Here is a 22680-nt window from a genome sequence, read left to right as displayed (position 1 = left end):
AAAAGTGCAACCTCAACGGGTTGCACTTTTTTATTGGCGTTTTTCTTCAAGTGCCGAAATCAATTCGATGGCGACATCCGGCCGGTCTGTGATGATGCCCCTTGCTCCGGCACCGATCAATTTCTCCATCGCTTCCTTGTCGTCGATGACCCAATAATGGACCGGGACATTCAGGCGATCAAGGAAGGCGATGAACCGTGCAGAGTCAAGTCGGAACACGGAATGCTTCACCGGGATCTGCACGACATCCGCGCGCGGTGCATACAAGTGCCCGAACTGGCTGTTGAAGGCAGTGAAGGCTTTGCGCACTTCATTTTCCCCAGCGCCGAGAGCGACACGGTTCTGTGCGTATAAATTGAAGCGGTCAATCTGCTCATCGTAAAAGCTGGTGACGACGACGCGGTCTTCCGCACCCATGGATTCGATCAAGCGCCATAGTTTAGACGGGACGAGGCTTCCTTCATACGTATCGGGGGCATCTTTAATGTCGATATTGATATACATCTGCGGGAATTTCTCCAGCAATTCACGGAGCAGGACGGCTTTTTCGCCTTTACCGCGATAGGAATTCTCACCTTTGTCGTCCACGAAATGGTAGCCGAAATCAAGTGCGCGCAATTCTTCAAGCGTCATTTCCGCCACGCGGCCTGCAGAGCCTGAGGTGCGGTCGACAAACTCATCATGGAATACCAGGATTTCTTCATCATTGGTCATGCGGATATCGATTTCAAACCCGTGCACCCCTAGCTCAGCGGCTCGGTCAAAGGCTGCCATCGTATGCTCAGGCGCAAGAGAGCTGCCGCCTCGGTGGGCCAGGACGATTGGATGCCTATAATCGAGAACGGCTTTCTGCGGCCGTTTTTGCGGTTCGATAAATGCTTTGGAACCGGCCCAGGCAGCGGCACCGACTGCTGCGGCGGCCAGGCCGATTTTCGTTTTCTTACCCATATGTATAACCCCCTATTTTGGTAGTATCCACATTATAGCGGAATGCTCTGCTTGCTGTCAGTTTATTCGGTTGCGGCTCTTTTTAGACCTATGGTATTCTAGAGTTTAGAAAAGAGGGATAGATATGCATGATCGCCAAGGTCTGATTGTCTATGTGCATCAGCTGAAACAAGCAAAATCGCTGCGGAAGTATGGGCATGTCCATTTTATTTCCCGCAAATTGAAATATGTCGTCGTCTACATGGACCAGGACAAAATCGAAGCCACGAAAGAAAAACTATCCAAACTTCCGTACGTAAAGAAAGTGCTGGAATCCCAGCGGCCTTTCCTCAAGACGGAATATGAAAACGCCAAGCCGGACAAAGCGAAAGAATACGATTATAAAATCGGCTTGTGATCATTGCATCGGCGGAATATAATGGTTGAGCCTGAGAATAGCAATGAGATGGCTGAAATACAGTTTGGTGTCTGCGTATTGCGTAGAATGCTTGACATCCAGGCGAATCGGCTCATGGCCCAGTTGCTTGACGGCCTCCTCGAATACGGCCAGCCGTTTAGATTCGTCCGGTATGCCTTCGCGGCATAGATAGATCGGCATGAAATTGCCCTCTGTGGCAGGCTTGAATGCAGCGGCGATGGAAACGACGGGATGCCCGTCTTTCGTTTTTGAAACGAAAACGAATCCATGCATGAACCGCTCTTTATTGCTTTCCATCAATTGGCGCAGTTCATATATATCGCCGTACCCTTCTCCAAGTTCGATAAAACGTTGTATCATTTAAAACACGTCCTTTCCAGAATCCATTCTACCATTGTGGGCGGCAATTGCAGTACTAAAATGAAAAAGTAAGAGGCGATAGTATGCGTGTAGTAGCAGGACAGGCAAAAGGCCTGCCTTTGAAAGCGGTTCCGGGAAATTCGACCAGGCCGACGACCGATAAAGTGAAAGAATCCATCTTCAATATGATCGGCCCATTTTTCGATGGCGGCACGGCAGTGGACCTGTTTGCCGGCAGCGGCGGGCTTGGGATCGAAGCGTTAAGCCGTGGCATCGACCGCGCGATATTTACAGATAAAGACAAAAAGGCCGTGGAAACCATCCAGGCCAATTTGGAAAAAACCAGATTCAAGGAATCGGCGGAAGTTTACCGTGCCGACGCTGAACGCGGATTGAAAGCCATGAAAAAAAATGGCGTAAAGGCGCGTTTGTTGTTTCTCGATCCGCCTTATCATATGGAAAAAGCGTATGGGTTGATGGAGAAGGCGGCTGAACTCGGCCTGCTTGAAGACGAAGCGATCATCGTGTGTGAACACGAGCGGGATATCGAATTGCCGGACGAGACGGCAGGGTGTGTCCGGTTCAAAAAGGAATTATATGGAAATACGATCATTTCAATTTACCGCTACCAGGGGGAAGAGGGAGAACGCATTGAATAAAATTGCAGTAGTACCGGGGAGTTTCGATCCGATTACGATGGGCCATTTGGATATCGTCAAACGGGCATCATCGATTTTCGATGAAGTGAAAGTGGTGGTCATGAACAACTCATCGAAAAACCCATTATTCGATGTGGATGAACGGATGGCTTTGATAGCCGAAGTGACCAGAACCATTCCGAATGTAACCGTCGATTCGTTTGGAGGCTTGCTGATCGACTATGCGGTGGAAGTGAATGCGAATGCGATCATCCGAGGCTTGAGGGCGGTATCGGATTTTGAATACGAGATGCAGATCACTTCCATGAACCGTTTTTTGAATGAGAACATCGAAACTTTGTTCATGGTGTCAAACAACCAATATTCTTTCCTTAGTTCAAGCATCGTTAAAGAAGTGGCGAAGTATCAAGGCAAGATCTCCGGCCTTGTGCCGGAAGCGGTGGAAAAAGCATTAATAGGAAAGTTCAAATAAGTCACGTGACCCGTGGCTTTTTGTTGTGGGCTGTACAAAAGGAGAGGATATCCGATGAAAAATAAAAAACTTTGGTTTTTTGTGCTGGTGATGGCGCTCGTCGTGTTTGTCAGCTCCTATCGATTGGATGCTTACATTTCACGCCCGGGCGATGCGTACGAGCTATCGCCGCTAGTGGAAGTCGAGGGTCGTGATGAAGATGACGCGGGCACACTCAGCTTGATGACTGTGACGATGTTCAATGCGACGCCTGCCTTATACATCATGGCACAATTCCAGGAAGGTTATAAAGTGCTCGACCCGGAACAAGTAAGGAGTCCTCATGAAAGCGATGAGGAATATAATGTGAGGCAATTGAAGCTGATGTCCGATTCCCAGGTCAACGCGCTGCAAGTGGCCTTCGAAGAGGCCGGCAAGCCCTATGAGGTGTCGAGCAACGGCGTATTCATCCTGAACGTGCTGGAAGACGGGGCTGCGGCCGGCCTGTTATCGCCCGGCGACCGCTTGATGGAAATCGACGGGCAGGCCTACGATTCAATGGAGGAATTCCTGGATTATTTAAGCACCAAAGAAGTGGGCGATGAAGTGGAGTTGGTGATCGAGCGCGATGAGCGCACGATCAACCAAACAGTCACGCTCGCGCCCTTGCCGACAGAGCCTGAGCGTGCGGGCATTGGCATTTCATTTGTCGAAGACAAGGAAATTGAAACGACCCCGGAAGTGTCGATCGATTCGGATGCTATCGGAGGGCCATCTGCGGGCTTGATGTTCACTTTGGAAATCTTGAACCAATTGCTCGATGAAGATATTACCAAAGGTTATGATATAGCAGGAACCGGGACGATGGAAAGTGATGGGACGGTCGGCCGAATCGGGGGCATCGATCAGAAAGTCATGGCGGCGGACCGTGCGGGCATCGATATTTTCTTTGCCCCGGCGGATGTAACGGATTCGGAACTTCCGAGCAATTTTGAGCAGGCTGTGGAAACGGCAGAGGAAATCGGCACCGGGATGGAAATTGTCCCGGTCACCGACATCGATGCCGCACTTGATTATTTAGCGGAACTATCCCCGAGGTAAATAGGGGGTGTCGTGTATTCTTTTTTCAATGAATCGGCACCAATCGCCTGAAGATAAAGTGCCGAGGCACGGATATCGAGCTGTCCCATTTCTCCTGTCAAATCCGCGGCGCGGCTGATGACAGGAAGCGGGATGGCTTTTTTCTGTTCATTCAAATAACGCCGCCCCTTATCTGTCATGCCGAGCAAACGAAGGTATTCTGGTCGGATGGAAGCGTGTGCTTCGGGACGGGTATATCCAGTGAAAATATGGGTCAGCATGCGTTGGATTCGTGTGCGTGTAAAGCGTTTGCTTTTCACCCGGTCGATGAATACCTCGAAAGTCTCTGAGCGCTTTGCCGACTCATGGATGAGGTTTTCGATGCCTTCCGTCACTTCGGCAAAGCGGGCAAGGGCTTTTGGCCCTTCGCGTAAGATCGTGAAGCGCAGCATTGGGTAAAACCTTTGCCAATCGACGAATCCGTCCTGTTCCGAATGAACGCGCTCGAGCAAGCGGATGCTGCTCGGCGGCAGATATGGCGCAAGTTCCGCAAGTTCCCCGCCTTCGAAAAAGGCATTGCGGATCCCGGTCGCGCTGGCGATGGCAGCACCCGGCTCCAGCGGATCGTGATAGCCCGCACCGATGCGCTGGATCGTCAACGGCGCCATCGCGCTATTGATCGAATGTGCTGCTTCTATGTAGTGATAGCCGAGAATATTGTTCGGCTTGGTCAAGTCGGCATAACGGCTACTGCCGTTCGTTAAAGAAAGATAAGCGTCGTTCAACGCCTTCGGATAGCTGATGCCGGTCTGGACCCTGTCATGGATGACTTTTTCATAATGCCCTCTTTTCGTGTTCAATAATTCCAGGCTATTCAGAAACGGCTCGATCTCGCCTTGTTCACTGCCGAAGCAAAATGAGGCGCAACCTGCTGCGTCGAGTAATTCAATGGCCCCCGCGCGAATTCGGAAGCCTGCGCTGTTGCAAAGACGTAAGGCAATTCGATGACGACGTCGACGCCAGCCGACAGGCCCATTTCCGTACGTGTCCATTTATCGGCAAACGCCGGCTCGCCGCGCTGGAGGAACTGGCCGCTCATGACGGCGACGACCGCATCGGCTCCTGACAACTCCTTTGCTTTCGCTGCGTGATGCAAATGGCCATTATGGAAAGGGTTATATTCAACAACGATTCCTGTCGCTTTCATTACAGCACCTTCTTTTGGTATGATTAGTTGTATATAAGTTAAACAAAAATTTTATAATCCGCAAAAGTAAGAGATGAAACCGCTCGAGACGGACGCTTTCCACTCTTTCATTTGAGGTATTTAGCAGATATGGAGCAAAATAGCGCAGACTCCTTGGGGAGCAGAAACGGAGGTGGCTTTCCAACTCCGTTTCGACGAAGTGCTGAAATCCATTCGGGCGGCTAGCCCGAATTAGTTCAGCGCAAGCCCCCAGGAAAGCTAGCTGTTTTGCGGAATATCTTTTTATATTAAATTATTTAAGCATTTGTTCAACTTATTTAGTATAACGATGAGCGAATTATGGTGACAAGATTTTTTCTTGACATCGTTTGTTCTACATTATATAATCAACTTTGTTGTCTTGAGGTGATTACTTATGAAAATAGCGATTCAACAGCTACAAAAGTATCGTAACGACGGGATGCCGATTGACCAATACGTTCAATTGGATGAGGTGAAAAAGCGCAATAGCGATATTCGCGCCGTATCTCCTATACACGTCACAGGACACTGTACGATTGGTTCGCAACAAATGACGTGCATGCTCCATCTTGAAGGGACGCTTACGCTGCCCTGCGCACGGACTTGGGAAGATGTCGAATACCCGCTCAGCATCGACACCGTGGAAATCTTCGATTGGTCTGAAAAAGGCCGTGAAGAAGGCGAGGACGAATATGTCCACGCGGTAACGACTGAAGTCATTGATCTTCAGCCGATCTTGGAAGAGCTGATTGCCCTTGAAGTGCCAATACAGGTCTTCAAGGAAGACTCGGAACAAACCGTCATCAAGGGCGGCAACGACTGGTCTTATTCGACAGATGAAGAAGTTCAGGCCGAGAAGGAAGAAGCACAATCAAAACCGGATCCAAGACTGGCTGATTTAGCCAAGTATTTCGATCAGACAGATGAATAGAATCATTGTAAGGAGGTGTCACCAATGGCTGTACCGTTCAGAAGAACATCCAAAACCGCTAAAAGAAAACGCCGTACGCATTTCAAGCTATCCGTACCTGGTATGGTAGCGTGCCCAAGCTGTGGCGAAAGTAAATTGGCTCACCATGTCTGCAAAGCATGTGGATCATACAAAGGCAAAGAAGTAGTAGCTAGCAAATAAAACAGTATTTGCTAAGAAAGAGGTTATCTGGAGGCCATGGCTCCGGATAACCTTTTTCATTTGCCGAAAAACGGGTAGAATAAAGCCAGGGGTGAGTAAAACATGGCATACATAATTGAAACGAAAAATCAGGTGATGAGGTTTACGATCGACCGGCCGCATATTCGCAATGCCGTCAATAGTGAAGTGATGGAAGGGTTTGAAGAACTCGCAAAGCGCGCCAGAGAAGAAGACATACGTTATGTCATCATCACGGCATCTGGCGAGCAGGCATTTTGTTCAGGCGGTGACTTGTCCGTTTTTCATGAACTGAAAACAGAACAGCAGGCGTGGCCGATGCTCAGCCGTATGGGGGAAGCTCTGTACCGCATCAAGACGATCCCTGTCCCGGTCATTGCGCTCGTCAACGGCACGGCAGTCGGCGGCGGCTGCGAAATAGCGACGGCTTGCGACTACCGCCTTGTCAGAAGCCATGCCAAATGCGGGTTCATCCAAGGGACACTTGCCATCACAAGCGGCTGGGGAGGCGGCACCTATCTTTTTGAATCCTTGAAGCATGACGCAGCGCTCAAGATGCTTAGCGAGGCGCGCGCCTATACGGCGACTGAATTGCTGGAGAATGGCTGGGCCAGTGCCATCATCGAGGAAAACGGGGATATTGACCGGTTCCTGGCATCGATGAACAATGTGCTGCCATCCGTCCACCGTGCGTATAAAGCCATAGCGATCCGCAAATGGCAGGAGACGAATTTGAAACTGCGGGTCGACCAAGAGATCCGCGAGTGCGCCAGGTTATGGGCAGAGGAAGCGCATCATCAGGCTGTAGACGGATTTTTAAACAAAAGCAAAAAATAAGGCTCCTATGGGGCTTTTTTTTATGGAGATACATTGTCCAGCAGCCATAAACGAAGCGAATAGGCGGAACATTATGGAAAATATTTATTTGAACAGTTGAAATCGCTTACAAAATTCGTATATGCTAGAGAAGGGAGAAAACTTAGGGGGTATTTCATACATGAAAAAAATCCTTATTGCCAACCGGGGCGAAATTGCGCGGCGCATCATTCGCACATGCGACCGCCTCGGCATCGAAACCATCGCGATCCACTCCGAGGCGGATGGGGAACTGCCATATGTGAGTGAAGCGACAGAAGCATCAGCGATCGGCCCAAATCCGGTCGCGCAATCCTATTTACAAGCAGATAATATCATTGAAGAAGCACTAAAGCGCAATGCGGAAGCGATTCATCCAGGCTATGGCCTGCTGTCGGAAAACGCGGAGTTCGCGCGCAAAGTTACAGAAGCGGGACTAATCTTTATCGGCCCGAAACCTGAAGTCATCGAAACGATGGGCGATAAGCTCGGCTCCAGGCGCACGATGAAACAAGCTGGTGTGCCTGTCGTTCCAGGGACAGCTGAAGGGGTATCAGACATTGAAGCAGCTGTATTGGAAGCGCGGGAGATCGGCTATCCGTTGATGTTGAAAGCGAGTGCAGGCGGTGGCGGCATCGGTATGGTGTTGTGTGAAAATGAGCAAGCGCTCACTCAGCAGTTCGAATCGGTCAAGAACCGTGCCAAGGCGTACTTCGGAAACGACATTGTCTATTTAGAGAAATTCATTGCCAATGCACGCCACATCGAAGTGCAGATTTTCGGGGACGAGTCAGGCAATATCGTCCACTTGTATGAGCGCAATTGCTCTGTTCAGCGCCGCAACCAGAAAGTCATCGAAGAATCACCGTCACCCGATTTGCCGGAATCCGCCAGAACCAAGCTTTGTGAAGCGGCCGTTCAAGCAGCGCGTGCGGTCGGCTATACAAACGCAGGAACGGTAGAGTTTATCGTCGATGAGAACGACGACTTCTATTTCCTGGAAATGAACACCCGCCTGCAAGTGGAACACCCAATCACTGAAGAAGTGACGGGCGTCGACCTTGTCGAATGGCAAATAAACGTGGCCAGGGGCCAAACTTTGCCCGGCCAGGAGACAATCCGTACAAACGGCCATTCGATCGAATACCGCATCTATGCAGAAGACCCGAAAACATTCTTCCCGTCGCCGGGAACATTGACAGTCTTGAAATGGGGCCCTGGCGCTCGCATCGAAACGGGGTACGAAGAAGGCAATAAAGTGACGCCTTTCTACGACCCGATGATCGCTAAAGTGGTGTTGACAGGCGCTTCACGGGAAGAGGTTTTGGAGAAATCGAGAAAGTTCTTTGACGAAACGGCCATTGACGGGGTTAAAACCAATTTGCCGTTATTCGACCGATTCATTGAATCGGAACCATTTACAACAGGAAACTATGCGACGGCCGTATTGGCTCAGTGGCTTACACAACAAAAGGAGGAAAAAACAGTATGAAACAACTAACAGCAACCATGGCCGGGACGGTCTTGAATATTTCAGTATCCGAAGGGGAGTCCGTCTCTGCGGGACAGGCGATCATGACCCTCGAATCCATGAAAATGGAAATTCCGGTCGAAGCGGAATTTGGCGGGAAAGTCGAAAAAATCGATGTGGAAGTTGGCAGCTTTGTCAATGAAGGGGACACATTGGTAACGCTCGGCGAATAAGGCATTTGAATCCAAAGGGGTGGAAGAAATGACGAAAACGACTGAAACAACGGGATATAATACAAGGCTTGAAGAAAAGCTTTCCAAGATTTTCGCAGGCGGGCAAGAGAAATACCATGAGAAGTTGAAAGAAAGCAATAAATTGTTCGTCCGCGACCGTCTAAATCTGCTGTTTGATGACGGTGATTACATTGAAGACGGCCGTTTCGCGAATGTGGAAGCGGGCGATCTTCCGGCAGACGGCGTCGTCACGGCGATCGGCAAGGTGAACGGCGAAACCGTTTGCGTCATGGCCAACGACTCCACCGTTAAAGCAGGTTCATGGGGTTCGCGGACGGTGGAGAAAATCATCCGCATCCAGGAAACGGCTGAAAAGATGCAAGTGCCGATGCTTTACCTGGTCGACTCTGCAGGTGCACGCATCACCGATCAATTGGAGATGTTCCCGAACCGCCGCGGCGCCGGGCGCATTTTCCACAACCAAGTGCGCATGTCCGGAATGGTGCCGCAAGTATGCTTATTGTTCGGCCCATCAGCAGCGGGCGGGGCATACATTCCGGCCTTTTGCGATATCGTCATCATGGTCGAAGGCAACGCCTCCATGTATTTGGGATCGCCGCGCATGGCGGAAAAAGTCATCGGGGAAAAAGTGTCGCTCGAGGAAATGGGCGGCGCGCGCATGCATTGCACTGTCAGCGGCGTAGGGGATGTTCTCGTCTCCACTGAGGAAGAGGCGATTTCTGAAGCGCGCCGCTATATGGCATTCTTCCCGGCGAATTTTGCCGGCAAGCCGGAAGTGCTTGAAGCAAAAGCGAAGAAGGCGGGACGGAGCCTGGAAGAGATCATTCCGGAAAACCAGAACGCGCCGTTTGATATGTATGAATTGATCGATCAATTGATCGATGAAGGCAGTTTCTTCGACATCAAGAAGTTGTTCGCACCGGAATTGATTACCGGACTTGCACGCATCGATGGGAAAGCGGTCGGCATCATCGCCAACCAGCCGAAAGTGAAAGGCGGGGTGCTGTTCGGGGATTCTGCGGATAAAGGGGCGAAATTCATCAATCTTTGTGATGCGTTCTCGATTCCGCTCCTGTTCCTCGCCGATGTCCCTGGATTCATGATCGGGACGAAAGTGGAACGCGCAGGCATCATCCGCCATGGCGCCAAGTTCATCTCCGCGATGAGTGCGGCGACTGTGCCCAAAATATCTGTCATCGTCCGCAAAGCCTATGGTGCCGGTTTATATGCAATGGCCGGCCCGGCATTCGAGCCTGATGTGTGCATTGCGCTACCTACAGCGCAAATTGCCGTCATGGGACCTGAGGCAGCGGTCAATGCAGTCTATTCCAACAAGATCGAAGCGATTGAAGACCCGAAAGAACGCCTTGCCTATGTCCAGCAGAAGCATCAGGAATACAAAGAAGAAATCAATATTTACCGGTTGGCATCAGAGCTCATTGTCGATGAAATCGTAGCGCCATATGCACTCCGCGAGGAATTGTCCAAGCGCTTATCGATTTATGCGACGAAAGATTTGCCTTTGCCATATCGAAAACATCCGATCATTCCTGTATAATGAGTAATAGACTTGGAGTCTGCCTGATAAGGCAGGCTTCTTTTTTAGCCGACGCTCGACACAGCGGAGTGTCTGCTACATACGATTGCTCTCAAAAAGGAGGGGTTTCCATGAAATTCGCAATTATCGGCGGAAACGCCCAGGCATTGTTGCTCGCACATTTATTGGAAAAACAAGGGGATGTTCAGCTGATCGCCACGAATGAAGCACAAGCTGCTGAACTTAACGCACATGGCCTTGTATGTGGGACAGAAAAACAGCGCATTGCTGTCTATACCGACCTGGAACAAGTGGACCCGGATGCTTATATATTCATTACGGTCCATTCAGAAGAACTGCCGCCTATGCTGAGGCTGTTGAAGATCCGCCGCCCGAGCAATCCGCTCGTGTTTATCCAGCAGGGCATGCTCTATGTCGAAAAAGCCCGCTTGTTGGCGCACCGGCAGATTGCAGCCGGCACATTGGACTGCGATGCGGTCAAAGTCAACACGCATGAAATTACGTACACAAAAACGCCTCAGCTCAACTTTGGCTTATTGAAAGGCGAGCCTTCGCATTTCGAACCGCTTTTGGCTGTAGACCATATGGCTGTGCAGTGGGTGGAGGATATCGAGAAGCGGCTGTTCGAACAGCTATTGAGGGACAGCCTCATCAATCCATTGACGGCCTTGATGAAAATCGAAAAAGGCCAATTGATCACCGACCCGAACGCCTACGAATTATTCCGCAACTTGTATAATGAGATGTATTTGGCATTTCCGGAAATCGAAAGCGTACAGCCGATCGAACGCGTCGCCGCTTATTGTGCGTCACGCCCAGAAGAAATCTCGTCCATGCTTGCAGACCGCATGGCGGGGGACCCGATGGATGTAGATGGGCTGATGCTGTATATCCTGCAGGTTTCAAAATTGGATCTGCCCTTGTTCAAAGCGTTTTACCATTTATTGAAGACTGTTGAGGAAAACTGATGGAATGGGTATCTACTGCCGGGAACGTATTGCTTTACGTCCCGTTTATCTTGTTTTTATTTGTCTATGCTTTGACCTATAAATCAAAGAAAAGCAAAGCGCTCGGCATCGCGGCCGATGTCACTGCTTTTCTGCTGTTCTTTTCGGTGCCGGCTTCGATTGAGCTGCTGTTTGGCATGGAAGTCCAGCCTTTCATCTTCATGGCCGCTTTATTATTGGCGATTTTTCTGCTGATCCGTGAATGGAAAACCCAGAAAGAACTGGAAGTGGTTAAATTCCTGCGCAAAGTCTGGCGCATTTGCTTTTTGGCATTGTCGGCCATTTATGCGGCCGCTTGGCTTGCCGGGCTCGTCTTTTTAGCGGTCGAATCATTCCGCTAAGCGGATTTTTTCTCAAGCAATCCACCTTTTGTTATAGTAGTCTTTGAATGTAAAGCGAAAAGGGGATTCAAATTCATGAAATTAGAGGAAAAATACATACCGCCGTCCTCCAGATTGATGGCTGATTATACGAACGAAGAACAAAAGATCCTGCAATACTTTTCTTATGAACCTTCATTGGAACAAGCCCGTGCTCGGCATGAATCGTTAAAAGGCCACCCGGTCGACCGGAAAAGGCTGGCCTCCATCATCGCCGGCTATATGGAACCTTTCGGGATATCACAAGCGGCGAGACAGAATTTAACACGCTTTGAAGAAGGCGCATCGGTCGTCGTGACAGGCCAGCAGGCAGGGCTGTTGACGGGGCCGTTATACACGGTACATAAAGCCATTTCATCGATTTTATTGGCGAAAGAAGCTTCCGAAAAATTAAGTTCGCCAGTCGTCCCGGTATTCTGGATTGCCGGTGAAGACCATGATTTGGCAGAAATCTGCCATGTTTACCGCGAAACGAACGGCCGTGTCGAAAAACTGAATTACCCGCATGCGAAACTAGGGAAATGCGCTGCTTCACAGGCGCCGCTCAAGACAGATGAAATCGAAGCGTTTTTGGACGAATATTTCCGCAGCTTGCCGGAAACTGCCCATACCAAGGAAATCCGCTCCTTGGTATTCAGCCATCTCGGGAGAGCTGCAACATTCACCGCCTTTTTCGCAAGCTTGCTCAACCATTTCTTCGAAAAGGAAGGCTTGCTTTTTATCGATGCTGCCAATGAACAATTGCGCGCCTATGAATCAGGCTTTTTCTCAAAGCTCATCGAGAAAAGCGGAGCGATAGCGAAAACCGTGGTGGAAACCGAAAGCGCACTTCAAGCGGATGGTTACACTGCGGGGATCGATGCCAAGCAGGAAGCCGCGCATCTCTTCATCACAATCGAAGGCGAGCGCCTGTTGCTTGAGCGTGACGGAAGCCGTTTTACCGTCAAGAATACGGAGTTAAGCTACACGGAACAGGAGCTCCTGGATATCGCGAAGCATGAACCCGAGCGCCTCAGCAACAATGTCGTAACTCGCCCGCTGATGCAGGACCTTGTCTTCCCGGTGCTCGCATTTGTCGGGGGCCGGGGGAAATCGCATATTGGGCAGCGCTCAAAGGTGCCTTCGAACTGATGGGGATGGAAATGCCGATCGTCATGCCGCGGCTTAGTGTCAGCTTGATCGACCGCCGGACTGCGGCGCTTTTGGGGAAAAGGGAACTGAGTTTCGAAGATGTAGTTGTCGAACGGAAAATCCCCCAGCTGCGCAATGAATTGCTCGACCATATCAGGGATGAAGAGACTGAAGCGAAAATCGATGAAGTCAAGCGAGGATTGGCTGAAGAGTACGAAGAGCTGATCAGCCGTCTTGCGTCGGTCAGCGCCGGCCTTACGCCTTTGGCCGAGAAAAACTTGCGCATCCATTTGGGCCAACTCGATTTCCTGAAACAAAAACTGCAGGATGAAGTGGCCATTCAAAACAGCACGCAGTTCAACCAGCTTTCGGCCATCGAAAATGCCTTATTGCCTGAAGCAGGTTTGCAGGAGCGGATCTACAACCCGATTCCTTATTTGAACCAATACGGCAAAGCCCTTGTAGAAGATTTACTTGCATTGCCGATGAAATACGATAACACCCACAAAATTGTCATTCTTTAACTTGGAAAAGCCTGCCTATGCAGGTTTTTTTTATGTGAAGTAAACTCTTTGAGATGAAATGCTGTAACAATAGTGAAATATTTCAAAAACAAGTGGTGGCATGTGGGGGAATGTGGTACATTAATTATAATAAGTGGGGTGAAAGGCATGTTCATGGGCGAATTTCAACACAATGTTGATGCTAAGGGCAGATTAATCGTTCCTGCAAAATACCGTGAATTGCTGGGTGAACACTTTGTCATCACCCGGGGCCTGGATCAGTGCTTATTTGGTTATCCGATGAATGAATGGAATAAAATTGAAGAAAAATTAAAAGAAATGCCAGTCACGAAAAAAGACGCACGTGCTTTCACCCGTTTTTTCTTTTCAGGGGCCCAGGAAGTGGAACTTGATAAGCAGGGGCGCGTCAATATACCTGCCAACCTTTTGTCGTATGCCAAAATCGAAAAAGAGTGCGTCATCCTCGGCGTCTCCAACCGGTTTGAAATATGGGCGAAAGAGGCGTGGGAAGCGTATTTCGAAGAATCCGAAGAATCCTTTAATGAAATTGCTGAAAACTTAACTGACTTTGATTTTTAATTAACGAACGGGGGGACTGGGTTGTTCAATCATACTACAGTTTTGCTGCATGAAACTGTCGATGGGCTGAACATTCGTCCTGATGGCATATATGTAGACTGTACACTCGGCGGTGCCGGCCATAGCGAATATTTGGCCCAGCAGCTATCCGATCAGGGACATCTGTACTGCTTTGATCAGGATGTAACAGCAATCGAGCATGCAAAAGAAAAACTGAAAGACCATTTACATAAGATCACTTTTATCCATGCAAACTTCAAGTATCTAAAGGAAGAGTTGGAGAAGCGTGGAGTCGGGCAAGTCGACGGCATCTTGTATGACCTTGGCGTTTCGTCGCCACAACTCGATACGCCGGAACGTGGATTCAGTTACCATCACGACGCGCCGCTCGACATGCGTATGGACCAAAGCGCGGAACTGAGCGCTTACCACGTGGTCAACGAATGGCGCTATGAAGATCTCGTACGCATCTTCTACCGCTATGGGGAAGAGAAATTCTCCAAGCAAATCGCCCGGAAAATCGAGGCGGCCAGGGAACAGCATCCGATCGAAACGACGGCACAGCTGGTTGAATGCATCAAAGATGGCATACCGGCACCTGCGAGGCGCAAAGGCGGGCATCCGGCCAAACGCGTCTTCCAGGCAATCCGCATCGCAGTGAATGACGAACTCGGCGCTGCCGAAACCTCCTTGCAGGATGCGATCGATATGCTTGCAGTCGGAGGAAGAATCAGTGTCATTACGTTCCATTCTCTCGAAGACCGGTTGACAAAAGCTTTATTCAAGGAAGCTTCATCGCTTCCCGAACTGCCCCCGAACTTGCCGGTAATCCCGGAGGGGCTTGAACCGAAACTGAAATTAATCACCCGAAAACCGATCCTGCCATCTGAAGAAGAGTTGGCGCATAATAATCGGTCGCGTTCCGCCAAGTTGCGGATTGCGGAGAAAATCAAACTCTAAGGACGTGTTTAAATGGCGTTGAATGCGAGACCCCAAACATACATCCAGCAGCCGGCCGTTCCGCAAAGCCCGAATAGACAGCCGGCAAAAAAGAAAAAACGCATCACCAAAGGCGAGAAAATCCTTTATACGGCTTTCCTGGCGGTTTGCATCATGTGCGCATTGCTCGTCTTGCAAAACCAGTCGACAATCCAAGCTTCCACGCAGGAAATCCAGACAATTGAAAATTCAATCAACGAAGCGACGAAACAAAATACCGATTTGTCCGTGCAAGTAAGTGAACTGTCTTCATATGAGCGCATTTGGTCGAAAGCAAAGGATTACGGCTTAAAATTAAATGAGCGAAATGTAAAGGTAGTGCCAGGGCAATGAAGAAAAAATTTCGTTTTCAAGGAGGAGCCTTTCTGCTATTTTTACTATTTGCAGGGCTCTTTTTCCTTTTAATGGCCAGAATAATCACAATTCAAGCGACGGGCAAAGTGGAAGGGCAGGAATTGGCTGCTAGGGCGGCAGCGAAATACAGCCAGGAAGAAGTGTTGACCGCAGAACGCGGAAAGATTTTGGACCGCAACGGTGAAGTCATTGCAGAAGACACATTGACGTATAAATTAGTGGCGGTGCTGGATGAATCGGTGACGACAAACCCGGAACAACCGAACCACGTCATCGATGCCGAAGAAACGGCGTCTTACCTGTCTGAGCAGTTGGGGACGCCGAAAGAGCAATTGTTAAGCATTTTGGAGAATGGCATGGAAAAAGGCCGTTACCAGGTGGAGTTCGGCGCAGCCGGAAGGGAAATCAGCCACACGCAAATGCTTGAAATGAAAGAAAAGGATCTGCCGGGCTTATTGTTCGTCAAGGACCTTAAGCGCCTTTACCCAAATGGCGTCTTCGCGTCCCATCTGATCGGGTTTGCCATGAAGGAAGAATTAGAGGGCGGGCAAGTGAAAACCAAGGGCAAGATGGGCCTGGAATCGATACACGATGAAGTCTTGACGGGCAAGAACGGAAAAATGGAATTCGATACGGATAAATGGGGCTATTTATTGCCGAATAGCCAAGAAGCTGTGACTCCCGCTATCGATGGATCCAATCTCCAATTGACGCTGGACCGCACGCTTCAGAACTTTTTGGAAGATGCCATGTCGAGCGTCCAGGAAGAATATAATCCGGCGCGCATGATTGCAGTGATCGCAGATCCGGATACCGGCGAGATCTTGGGCATGTCTCAGCGCCCGACTTTCAATCCGAACACGCGTGAAGGCTTATCGGACAACTGGTTGAACGAGAGCATCGAACTGACAATCGAGCCTGGCTCGCCGATGAAAGTATTCACTTTGGCAGCTGCTGTCGAAGAAGGCAAATGGGACCCGAATGCTTATTACGATTCGGGAACCTATACATTGCTGGACCGCACGATCGGCGACCATAACAGCGGCCGCGGCTGGGGCAGCATCACCTTCCTTGAAGGTTTCCAGCGTTCTTCCAACGTTTCGATGGGCTATTTGCTGGAACGTCTTGGACCGGATACGTTCATGAATTATGTAGATGCTTTCGGCTTCGGCGAAAAAACAGGCATTGATTTGCCGAATGAAGCGGCCGGAAAAATCCTGGATCAATATCCAATCAATAAATTGACCACTTCCTATGGACAGGGATCGACTGTCACGCCGATCCAAATGATCCAGGCTGCTACCGCGATTGCCGGAGAAGGGACGATGATGAAACCATATATCATCGACCAAATCAAGAACCCGGATACAGGCGATGTGACTTTGAAATCAGAACCTGAACAAGCCGGTTCGCCGATCTCAGCAGAAACGGCGAAAAAAGTGCGTGAAGTCATGGCTTCCACTGTCACATCGGAAGTCGGGTCGGCCCAAGGATTCGCCCTGCAAGACTACACAGTGGCCGGAAAAACAGGTACAGCGCAAGTTCCTGGCGAGGATGGCCGATACATGACCGGATCGAACAATTATCTATTCTCATTCCTCGGGATGGCACCGGCAGAAGATCCGGAACTGTTGATTTATATCGGCGTACAGCAGCCTCAATTGCCGGCGGATGAATATGGTTCTGTACCCGTATCCAAAATCTTCACCTCTGTAATGGAAAATGGGTTGAAATATTTGAACATCGCACCTGAAAATTCTGTAGAGGCCAAAACTGTCGATATCGAAGACTACTCAGGGCTTCCTGTGGAAGAAGCGGTATCCAAGCTCAAGGCCAAAGGAATGAACCCAATCATTGCTGGCGATAATTCTCAAATAAGTGACCAATATCCAAACGCCGGCGAGAAATTGGTGGCTGGTGAAAATGTCATTTTGAGGACCGGCGGCACGACGGCTATCCCTGATTTCACAGGCTGGTCAAAACGTGAGCTTCTGGCATTCCAGGCGCTCAGCGGGCTTCCGCTTGAGATTGCAGGGCAAGGATTTGCCATGACACAAAGTGTAGCAGAAGGCGCAGTGCCAGAAAGCGGCGAATCTGTTATCATCGAATTGCAGCCTCCGGAAGTGTTCTATCCGGAGCAGTCGCTGAATGCCGAAAAGCAACAGCAGGCTGGCGCAGAATCGCCGGAAACGGCAAGCCCGGAAGTCACTGAACCATCAACTGAAGAACCAACGGACCCCGCGGGACAACCAACGGAACAATCCGTAAACAACGAAAATGAATAAATGAACGAGTGTACTCGTCTTTAAAGGAGCTCTATTAATGGTAGGTATAAATATATTTGGTTTTGGGATCGCATTGATCATGACTGTCGCATTGATGCCGGTCTTCATCCCGCTATTGAAACGCATGAAATTCGGGCAAAGCATTCGCGAGGAAGGCCCGGAATCGCATTTGAAAAAAACAGGAACCCCGACGATGGGCGGACTGGTGTTCCTCATTTCCATCATCCTGACGGTCCTATTGGTAGCTGCATTTAACGGGGAATTGACGACCCAAGTGGTCATTTTGCTGATCGTCCTATTCGGTTACGGGTTGATCGGATTTTTGGATGACTTCATCAAAGTGGTGCTGAAGCGTAACCTTGGGCTGACTTCTCTCCAGAAATTGCTGGGACAGATCGTCATCGCCGTCTTGTCATTCTTCTTGCTGCGCGCAAACGGTTTCGATACAGCGCTTGGCATTCCGTTTACAGATGCCTCCATCGAACTCGGATGGATATACGTCTTGTTCATCGTGTTCTGGCTGGTCGGCTTCTCTAACGCCGTCAACTTGACGGACGGGCTGGACGGATTGGTCGCAGGAACAGCCTCCATCGCTTTTGCCGCGTTCGGCATCCTGGCGATCATCCAGCAGGAAACCGGAATCGCCTTGTTCACGTTTGCCGTAGCAGGCGGGTTGCTTGGATTCCTCGTCTTCAACAAATATCCCGCAAAAGTGTTCATGGGCGATACGGGGTCGTTAGCCCTTGGAGGAGCACTTGCCATGGTTTCGATCCTATTGAAACAGGAACTGCTTCTGCTCTTGATCGGGTTGGTTTTCGTCATCGAAACCGCTTCGGTCATCCTGCAGGTCGGAAGCTTTAAACTACGAAAAAAACGCATTTTCAAAATGAGCCCGATCCATCACCATTTTGAGTTGAGTGGCTGGTCTGAATGGAAAGTGGTCACCGTCTTTTGGGGTGTCGGACTCATCAGCGCCGCCATTGCCGTTCTATTGGAGGTTATGTAAATGAAAGCTTTGCCGCAATTGCATCAAAAGAAAGTGCTCGTTCTCGGATTGGCGAAAAGTGGCTTTACGGCTGCCCGCCTTTTACATAAACTGGGAGCATTCGTAACAGTCAATGATTCCAAGCCGTTCGAAGAAAACCCTGAAGCCCAGGAGCTGTTGAATCTGGGGGTCACCGTCATCTGCGGCCGCCACCCTGAAGATTTATTGGACGAAGGCTTTGAATTGGTCATCAAGAATCCAGGAATCCCTTACCGTAATACGCTGATTCAGAAAGCCTTGGAAAAAGGCATCCCCGTCTGGACGGAAATCGAACTAGCCTACCTCATCAGCGAAGCGCCGTTTATCGGCATCACCGGATCGAACGGGAAAACCACGACAACGACGCTCTTGTTCCATATGCTCAATCAGGATGGCAAGTCACCGCTTATCGCAGGGAATATCGGCACGGTGGCAAGCGGAGTGGCGGAAAAAGCGAATGCTGACCAGGTCATCGTCACAGAGCTTTCTTCCTTCCAGTTAAAAGGGACGGAATCTTTCCGCCCGCATATCTCAATCATCACCAATCTATATGAAGCGCATCTCGATTATCACGGATCGCTGGAAGATTATATCGGATCGAAAAAGAAAATCACGGCAAACCAGACCAGTGAAGATTATTTCATCTATAATGCCGACCAGCAAATGCTCGTTGACCATGCCAAAACAGTCAAAGCACAAGGCATCCCTTTCACCTTGAAAGGCCGTACAGAGAAAAGCATCAGTGCGGACGGCGAGTATATATACTGGCAGGGCGAAGCGCTGATTGAACGCAAGCGGATCATGCTCGCGGGGGAACACAATCTCGAGAACATCCTGTCCGCCACTGCGGCAGCGCTTCTTTCGGGAGGAACGAAAGAAACGATCATCCGCGTGCTGACTTCTTTCACAGGGGTCAAGCATCGTTCCCAATATGTGGGAGAATGGCAGGGGCGGCGCTTCTATAACGATTCAAAGGCGACGAATGCCCTTGCCACCAAAAGTGCGCTTGAAGCATTCAGCGACAATATCGTATTGCTCGCCGGCGGATTGGAACGCCAGCATTCGCTGGAGGAATTGCGGCCATACATGGGCCGGGTGAAAGTCCTCGTCACTTTCGGCGAGACGGCGGACCGTTTTGTTGAATTTGCAAATAGCTGCCGTGTTCCGACAGTCATCAAGGCAGGCTTGATGGACGATGCTGTCGAAAAAGCGGTCAGCAATTCGGAGCCGGAAGATACGATCCTGTTGTCTCCTGCTTGTGCGAGCTGGGATCAATACGAAAGTTTCGAAGTCCGTGGCGATGCGTTTATCGAAGCAGTACGAAAATATACGGAAGCGAACGAATAAGGCGAAGGAGCGGCGGATATGGACAAAGTTATAGACATCGAAGAACGCATACCAACGCTCCGGGAGCGGCGCAGGAAAAGGTCGAACCGCAAGTTTGCAGCTTTATTGACCGTTTTCGTTTCGTTGTTGTTCATTCTTTTATACAGCCAGTCTACTTATAGCGAAATCCGTGACATCAAAGTCACAGGTGCTGAGTTATTCGATGGAGAGAGCTATAGGCAAGCAAGCACCTTGGCGGTTGGGGATTCGATGTGGTCATTCGACAGCGGGGAGATCGAGCAAGAAATTGAATCGCTTGAATGGGTCAAATCTGCCACTGTCGAAAAGAAATGGTTGACCTCCGTTGAAATTGAAATCGAGGAGTTCGTAGAAATGGGTTATTTGGACCAAGGTAATAGCTACCAGGTGGTCCTGTCGAATGGCGTGGTGCTCAACCAGCCAATCAGTATCGTGGAAGGCCCCATCTTTTCGAATTTCGAAGATGAGGCGAAACGGGAAGCGCTGATCGAGGAATTGGTCAAAACCGATCCGGAAGTCCAGAATCTCATCTCACAAGTTATTTTGGATACGGAACAGGAACGCGCGGATTACATCACGATCTACATGAATGACGGAAACGAAATCAAGGCGATTCTATCGACCATGGCAGAGAAGATAAATTACTATCCTTCTGTCACAGCCCAATTGGAAGACCGGAAAGGCATCATCGACATGGAGGTCGGGATCTATTTCCGCTCCTATAACGATGTGTTCGGTTTGGCGGAAGCGGGTGAGGAACTTGAAAATGCCGAAGAAGAATGACCGCAAAAGCATAAGCAAGTCAATCATCTTTTCACTGGTCTTCTTGGTGCTCGGCTTCATCATGGCCTATTCCTATAGTTTGTCGAACCAGCGGGAAGCGGAAAGTGATTTTACGGGAGCCAGCTTTTTTGAACAAAAAGAACAATACCGGAAAGAATTGATCGAGCAGCAGGAACGCAATAAGGAATTGCGGGAAGAGCTGGGAGACAAGCAAAAAGCCGTTCAGGAATTCGAACGGTCCGTGGTGGACGGCGAGGAAAACTATACGGAATACGCCCGGGAGGCAGAAGAATTAAGACGCTTCCTCGGGCTTGTTCCGGTTATGGGGAAAGGCTTGAAAGTGACTCTTGAGGATGGCGATTACACAGCTGATCACGTTAACCCGAATGATTATATAGTCCATGAAAGCCATGTGTTTCAAGTCATCAACGAACTTTATATTTCCGGAGCCGAGGCGATTGCCGTAAATGGGCAGCGGATTCATGGCAATTCCCATATTGTCTGTACAGGCCCTGTCATAACAGTGGATGGGATACAGCACCCTGCGCCTTTTACCATCGAAGCGATCGGAAGCCCTGAAGTTTTGACTGCCTCCATGGAATTGCCGGGGGGCGTCCAGGACCAGCTCGTCAACGATAACATCATTATCACGCTCGATTCGGGACAATCCATCCGTATGCCGGCATTGTTGTCGGAATTGGATACAGGGGGATCACGATGAAAAAACGCATCACTGGCCGTTTTACGGTCATTCTTTTTGTCATCGGTTTTATGAGTGCCACACAATACAATACAGTGAACATGGAGGATAGCCGGGACTCCCGTGATACATGGGAAATCCGCCAGCAATTATCGCGTGAAAAGCAAGTGCATTCAGAATTGCTGTCGGAAATCAGTTTGCTGGATGATACACTTGGCAAGTATAGCGATAAAGCGACTCAAGACCCTGAAGCCATCTTGAAGGAAACGGTCGAAGATTTGCGTGTCGCAGCCGGCCTTACGCAAATCAGGGGGCCGGGAGTCGAACTCGAGATCAGCCCTTCGCTTGAAGCGGTTGCGCTCGGAACCGAAATAACGGAAATCCCGCCGGATTTGTTGATCCGCTTAGTGAATGAAATCAACCGCTTCGAAAGTATCGAACTATCGATCGCTGGGGAGCGTGTCATCAATACGACGGCAATACGCGATATCAATGGCTACACGACGGTGAACGCGGACCCCATTTCCACACCTCCGTTCACGATCGGCATCACGGCAGAAAGCATGGAAGAAGCGCGAAAGCTTTCCAGTTATTTGACGGCATCCGCGATTCATGACGATTTTTACATAGACGATTTGACGATAGCCATTTCGGAGCCACAAGAAGATTTGGAGCTGCCGGCTTTTGATGAAGAGATCAGCATGGAACATCTTGAAGCTGGAGAGGGGGAATAGGCATGTGGATCTCGATTCTTGGATTGCTGCTGGGCGTTTCGCTCGGCTTGCTGACGGATATCCGAATACCGCCTGAATACGCCAGTTATTTGTCGATAGCAGTGCTGGCTTCCTTGGATACACTCTTCGGGGGCATACGGGCCCATTTACAGCAGGTATACGACGATAAAGTCTTCGTATCGGGCTTTTTCTTCAATATTATGCTTGCTGCAGGCCTTGCTTTTCTCGGAGTCCATTTAGGTGTAGATTTGTATTTGGCAGCCATTTTCGCGTTCGGCGTCCGGCTATTCCAGAATATTGCGGTGATCCGCCGCATTCTGCTTACGAAATGGGCCGAAAAAAAGAAGCTTGGTGAGGCAAATTGACGAATTGCAGGAAAATTT

At 49.7% G+C, this 22680-nt stretch carries 25 protein-coding genes and 2 pseudogenes; 24 read left to right on the top strand and 3 right to left on the bottom strand.

Going from position 1 to position 22680, the window contains the following annotated elements; all coding sequences use genetic code 11:
* Positions 1-30: 30 nt before the first annotated feature.
* Positions 31-948: a glycerophosphodiester phosphodiesterase family protein gene (locus BBI15_RS10285; protein WP_068869474.1), complete on the bottom strand. Its 918-nt coding sequence runs from the start codon at positions 946-948 to the stop codon at positions 31-33.
* A gap of 124 nt (positions 949-1072) precedes the next feature.
* Between BBI15_RS10285 and BBI15_RS10280 the strand changes: the two genes are divergently transcribed.
* A complete protein-coding gene (locus BBI15_RS10280; RefSeq protein ID WP_058383491.1) occupies positions 1073-1345 on the top strand; it encodes a YlbG family protein in 273 nt (90 codons plus the stop codon).
* On the opposite strand, the gene BBI15_RS10275 is transcribed toward BBI15_RS10280, so the two are convergent.
* The gene (locus tag BBI15_RS10275) at positions 1346-1726 is read right to left on the bottom strand and encodes a DUF7147 family protein (RefSeq protein ID WP_068869473.1); all 381 of its coding nucleotides are present in this window, start codon (positions 1724-1726) and stop codon (positions 1346-1348) included.
* Between the two features lie 83 nt (positions 1727-1809).
* Between BBI15_RS10275 and rsmD the strand changes: the two genes are divergently transcribed.
* From rsmD to BBI15_RS10260, 3 genes are read left to right on the top strand one after another with little or no spacing between them, the layout of a single operon-like run.
* Positions 1810-2385, top strand: a complete 576-nt coding sequence (gene rsmD, locus BBI15_RS10270) for a 16S rRNA (guanine(966)-N(2))-methyltransferase RsmD (protein WP_068869472.1) — start codon at positions 1810-1812, stop codon at positions 2383-2385.
* Positions 2378-2857 carry a pantetheine-phosphate adenylyltransferase gene (coaD, locus tag BBI15_RS10265; RefSeq protein WP_068869471.1) on the top strand — a complete coding sequence of 160 codons (480 nt, stop codon included), beginning with the start codon at positions 2378-2380 and terminating at the stop codon, positions 2855-2857. The genes rsmD and coaD overlap by 8 nt, the downstream gene beginning before the upstream one ends.
* 54 nt (positions 2858-2911) lie before the next feature.
* A complete protein-coding gene (locus BBI15_RS10260; protein ID WP_068869470.1) occupies positions 2912-3937 on the top strand; it encodes a SepM family pheromone-processing serine protease in 1026 nt (341 codons plus the stop codon).
* On the opposite strand, the pseudogene BBI15_RS10255 reads toward BBI15_RS10260, so the two are convergent.
* Positions 3910-5123: pseudogene (locus tag BBI15_RS10255) on the bottom strand (nucleotidyltransferase). The gene BBI15_RS10260 and the pseudogene BBI15_RS10255 sit on opposite strands and share 28 nt — an antisense overlap.
* 415 nt (positions 5124-5538) lie before the next feature.
* Here BBI15_RS10255 and BBI15_RS10250 point away from each other — a divergent pair.
* From BBI15_RS10250 to BBI15_RS10165, 20 genes and pseudogenes are all read left to right on the top strand, one after another.
* The gene (locus BBI15_RS10250; RefSeq protein WP_068869469.1) at positions 5539-6075 is read left to right on the top strand and encodes a YceD family protein; all 537 of its coding nucleotides are present in this window, start codon (positions 5539-5541) and stop codon (positions 6073-6075) included.
* A 24-nt stretch (positions 6076-6099) separates the two neighbouring features.
* Positions 6100-6276 carry a 50S ribosomal protein L32 gene (rpmF, locus tag BBI15_RS16280; RefSeq protein ID WP_082799159.1) on the top strand — a complete coding sequence of 59 codons (177 nt, stop codon included), beginning with the start codon at positions 6100-6102 and terminating at the stop codon, positions 6274-6276.
* A gap of 102 nt (positions 6277-6378) precedes the next feature.
* Complete coding sequence (locus tag BBI15_RS10245; protein ID WP_068869468.1) at positions 6379-7131, top strand: enoyl-CoA hydratase/isomerase family protein; 753 nt, start codon at positions 6379-6381, stop codon at positions 7129-7131.
* Between the two features lie 160 nt (positions 7132-7291).
* On the top strand, positions 7292-8641 hold the full coding sequence (locus BBI15_RS10240) for an acetyl-CoA carboxylase biotin carboxylase subunit (protein ID WP_068869467.1): 1350 nt from the start codon (positions 7292-7294) through the stop codon (positions 8639-8641).
* The gene (locus tag BBI15_RS10235; RefSeq protein ID WP_068869466.1) at positions 8638-8853 is read left to right on the top strand and encodes an acyl-CoA carboxylase biotin carboxyl carrier protein subunit; all 216 of its coding nucleotides are present in this window, start codon (positions 8638-8640) and stop codon (positions 8851-8853) included. Before BBI15_RS10240 ends, BBI15_RS10235 begins: the two co-directional genes overlap by 4 nt.
* 28 nt (positions 8854-8881) lie before the next feature.
* Positions 8882-10432, top strand: coding sequence for an acyl-CoA carboxylase subunit beta (locus BBI15_RS10230; RefSeq protein ID WP_068869465.1), 1551 nt, complete (start codon positions 8882-8884; stop codon positions 10430-10432).
* A 110-nt stretch (positions 10433-10542) separates the two neighbouring features.
* A complete protein-coding gene (locus BBI15_RS10225; protein ID WP_068869464.1) occupies positions 10543-11400 on the top strand; it encodes a ketopantoate reductase C-terminal domain-containing protein in 858 nt (285 codons plus the stop codon).
* Positions 11400-11780, top strand: coding sequence for a DUF3397 family protein (locus tag BBI15_RS10220; protein ID WP_068869463.1), 381 nt, complete (start codon positions 11400-11402; stop codon positions 11778-11780). Before BBI15_RS10225 ends, BBI15_RS10220 begins: the two co-directional genes overlap by 1 nt.
* Before the next feature lie 75 nt (positions 11781-11855).
* Positions 11856-12925 (top strand): annotated as a pseudogene (gene bshC / locus BBI15_RS10215) (bacillithiol biosynthesis cysteine-adding enzyme BshC); the annotation flags it as partial.
* A gap of 24 nt (positions 12926-12949) precedes the next feature.
* Complete coding sequence (locus BBI15_RS16645) at positions 12950-13474, top strand: hypothetical protein (RefSeq protein ID WP_418312496.1); 525 nt, start codon at positions 12950-12952, stop codon at positions 13472-13474.
* A gap of 147 nt (positions 13475-13621) precedes the next feature.
* Positions 13622-14053, top strand: coding sequence for a division/cell wall cluster transcriptional repressor MraZ (mraZ, locus tag BBI15_RS10210; protein ID WP_068869462.1), 432 nt, complete (start codon positions 13622-13624; stop codon positions 14051-14053).
* A gap of 21 nt (positions 14054-14074) precedes the next feature.
* Positions 14075-15013, top strand: coding sequence for a 16S rRNA (cytosine(1402)-N(4))-methyltransferase RsmH (gene rsmH, locus BBI15_RS10205; RefSeq protein ID WP_068869461.1), 939 nt, complete (start codon positions 14075-14077; stop codon positions 15011-15013).
* 12 nt (positions 15014-15025) lie between these two features.
* Entirely contained in the window at positions 15026-15385 is a 360-nt protein-coding gene (ftsL, locus tag BBI15_RS10200; protein ID WP_068869460.1) for a cell division protein FtsL, read from the top strand.
* A gap of 71 nt (positions 15386-15456) precedes the next feature.
* Positions 15457-17691, top strand: coding sequence for a penicillin-binding protein (locus tag BBI15_RS10195; protein ID WP_335645676.1), 2235 nt, complete (start codon positions 15457-15459; stop codon positions 17689-17691).
* A 37-nt stretch (positions 17692-17728) separates the two neighbouring features.
* Entirely contained in the window at positions 17729-18697 is a 969-nt protein-coding gene (mraY, locus tag BBI15_RS10190; RefSeq protein WP_068869458.1) for a phospho-N-acetylmuramoyl-pentapeptide-transferase, read from the top strand.
* The gene (gene murD / locus BBI15_RS10185; protein WP_068869457.1) at positions 18698-20062 is read left to right on the top strand and encodes a UDP-N-acetylmuramoyl-L-alanine--D-glutamate ligase; all 1365 of its coding nucleotides are present in this window, start codon (positions 18698-18700) and stop codon (positions 20060-20062) included.
* An 18-nt stretch (positions 20063-20080) separates the two neighbouring features.
* A complete protein-coding gene (locus BBI15_RS10180) occupies positions 20081-20863 on the top strand; it encodes a cell division protein FtsQ/DivIB (RefSeq protein WP_068869456.1) in 783 nt (260 codons plus the stop codon).
* A complete protein-coding gene (locus tag BBI15_RS10175) occupies positions 20841-21584 on the top strand; it encodes a DUF881 domain-containing protein (RefSeq protein WP_084632825.1) in 744 nt (247 codons plus the stop codon). Before BBI15_RS10180 ends, BBI15_RS10175 begins: the two co-directional genes overlap by 23 nt.
* Positions 21581-22297: a DUF881 domain-containing protein gene (locus BBI15_RS10170; RefSeq protein ID WP_068869454.1), complete on the top strand. Its 717-nt coding sequence runs from the start codon at positions 21581-21583 to the stop codon at positions 22295-22297. Before BBI15_RS10175 ends, BBI15_RS10170 begins: the two co-directional genes overlap by 4 nt.
* 2 nt (positions 22298-22299) lie before the next feature.
* The gene (locus BBI15_RS10165) at positions 22300-22662 is read left to right on the top strand and encodes a small basic family protein (protein WP_068869453.1); all 363 of its coding nucleotides are present in this window, start codon (positions 22300-22302) and stop codon (positions 22660-22662) included.
* Positions 22663-22680: the final 18 nt, after the last annotated feature.

Origin of the sequence: Planococcus plakortidis, assembly GCF_001687605.2 — a bacterium.
GTDB lineage: Bacteria > Bacillota > Bacilli > Bacillales_A > Planococcaceae > Planococcus > Planococcus plakortidis.
Note: the sequence above shows the minus strand (reverse complement) of the source record. Positions and strands in the feature narration are given on the sequence as shown.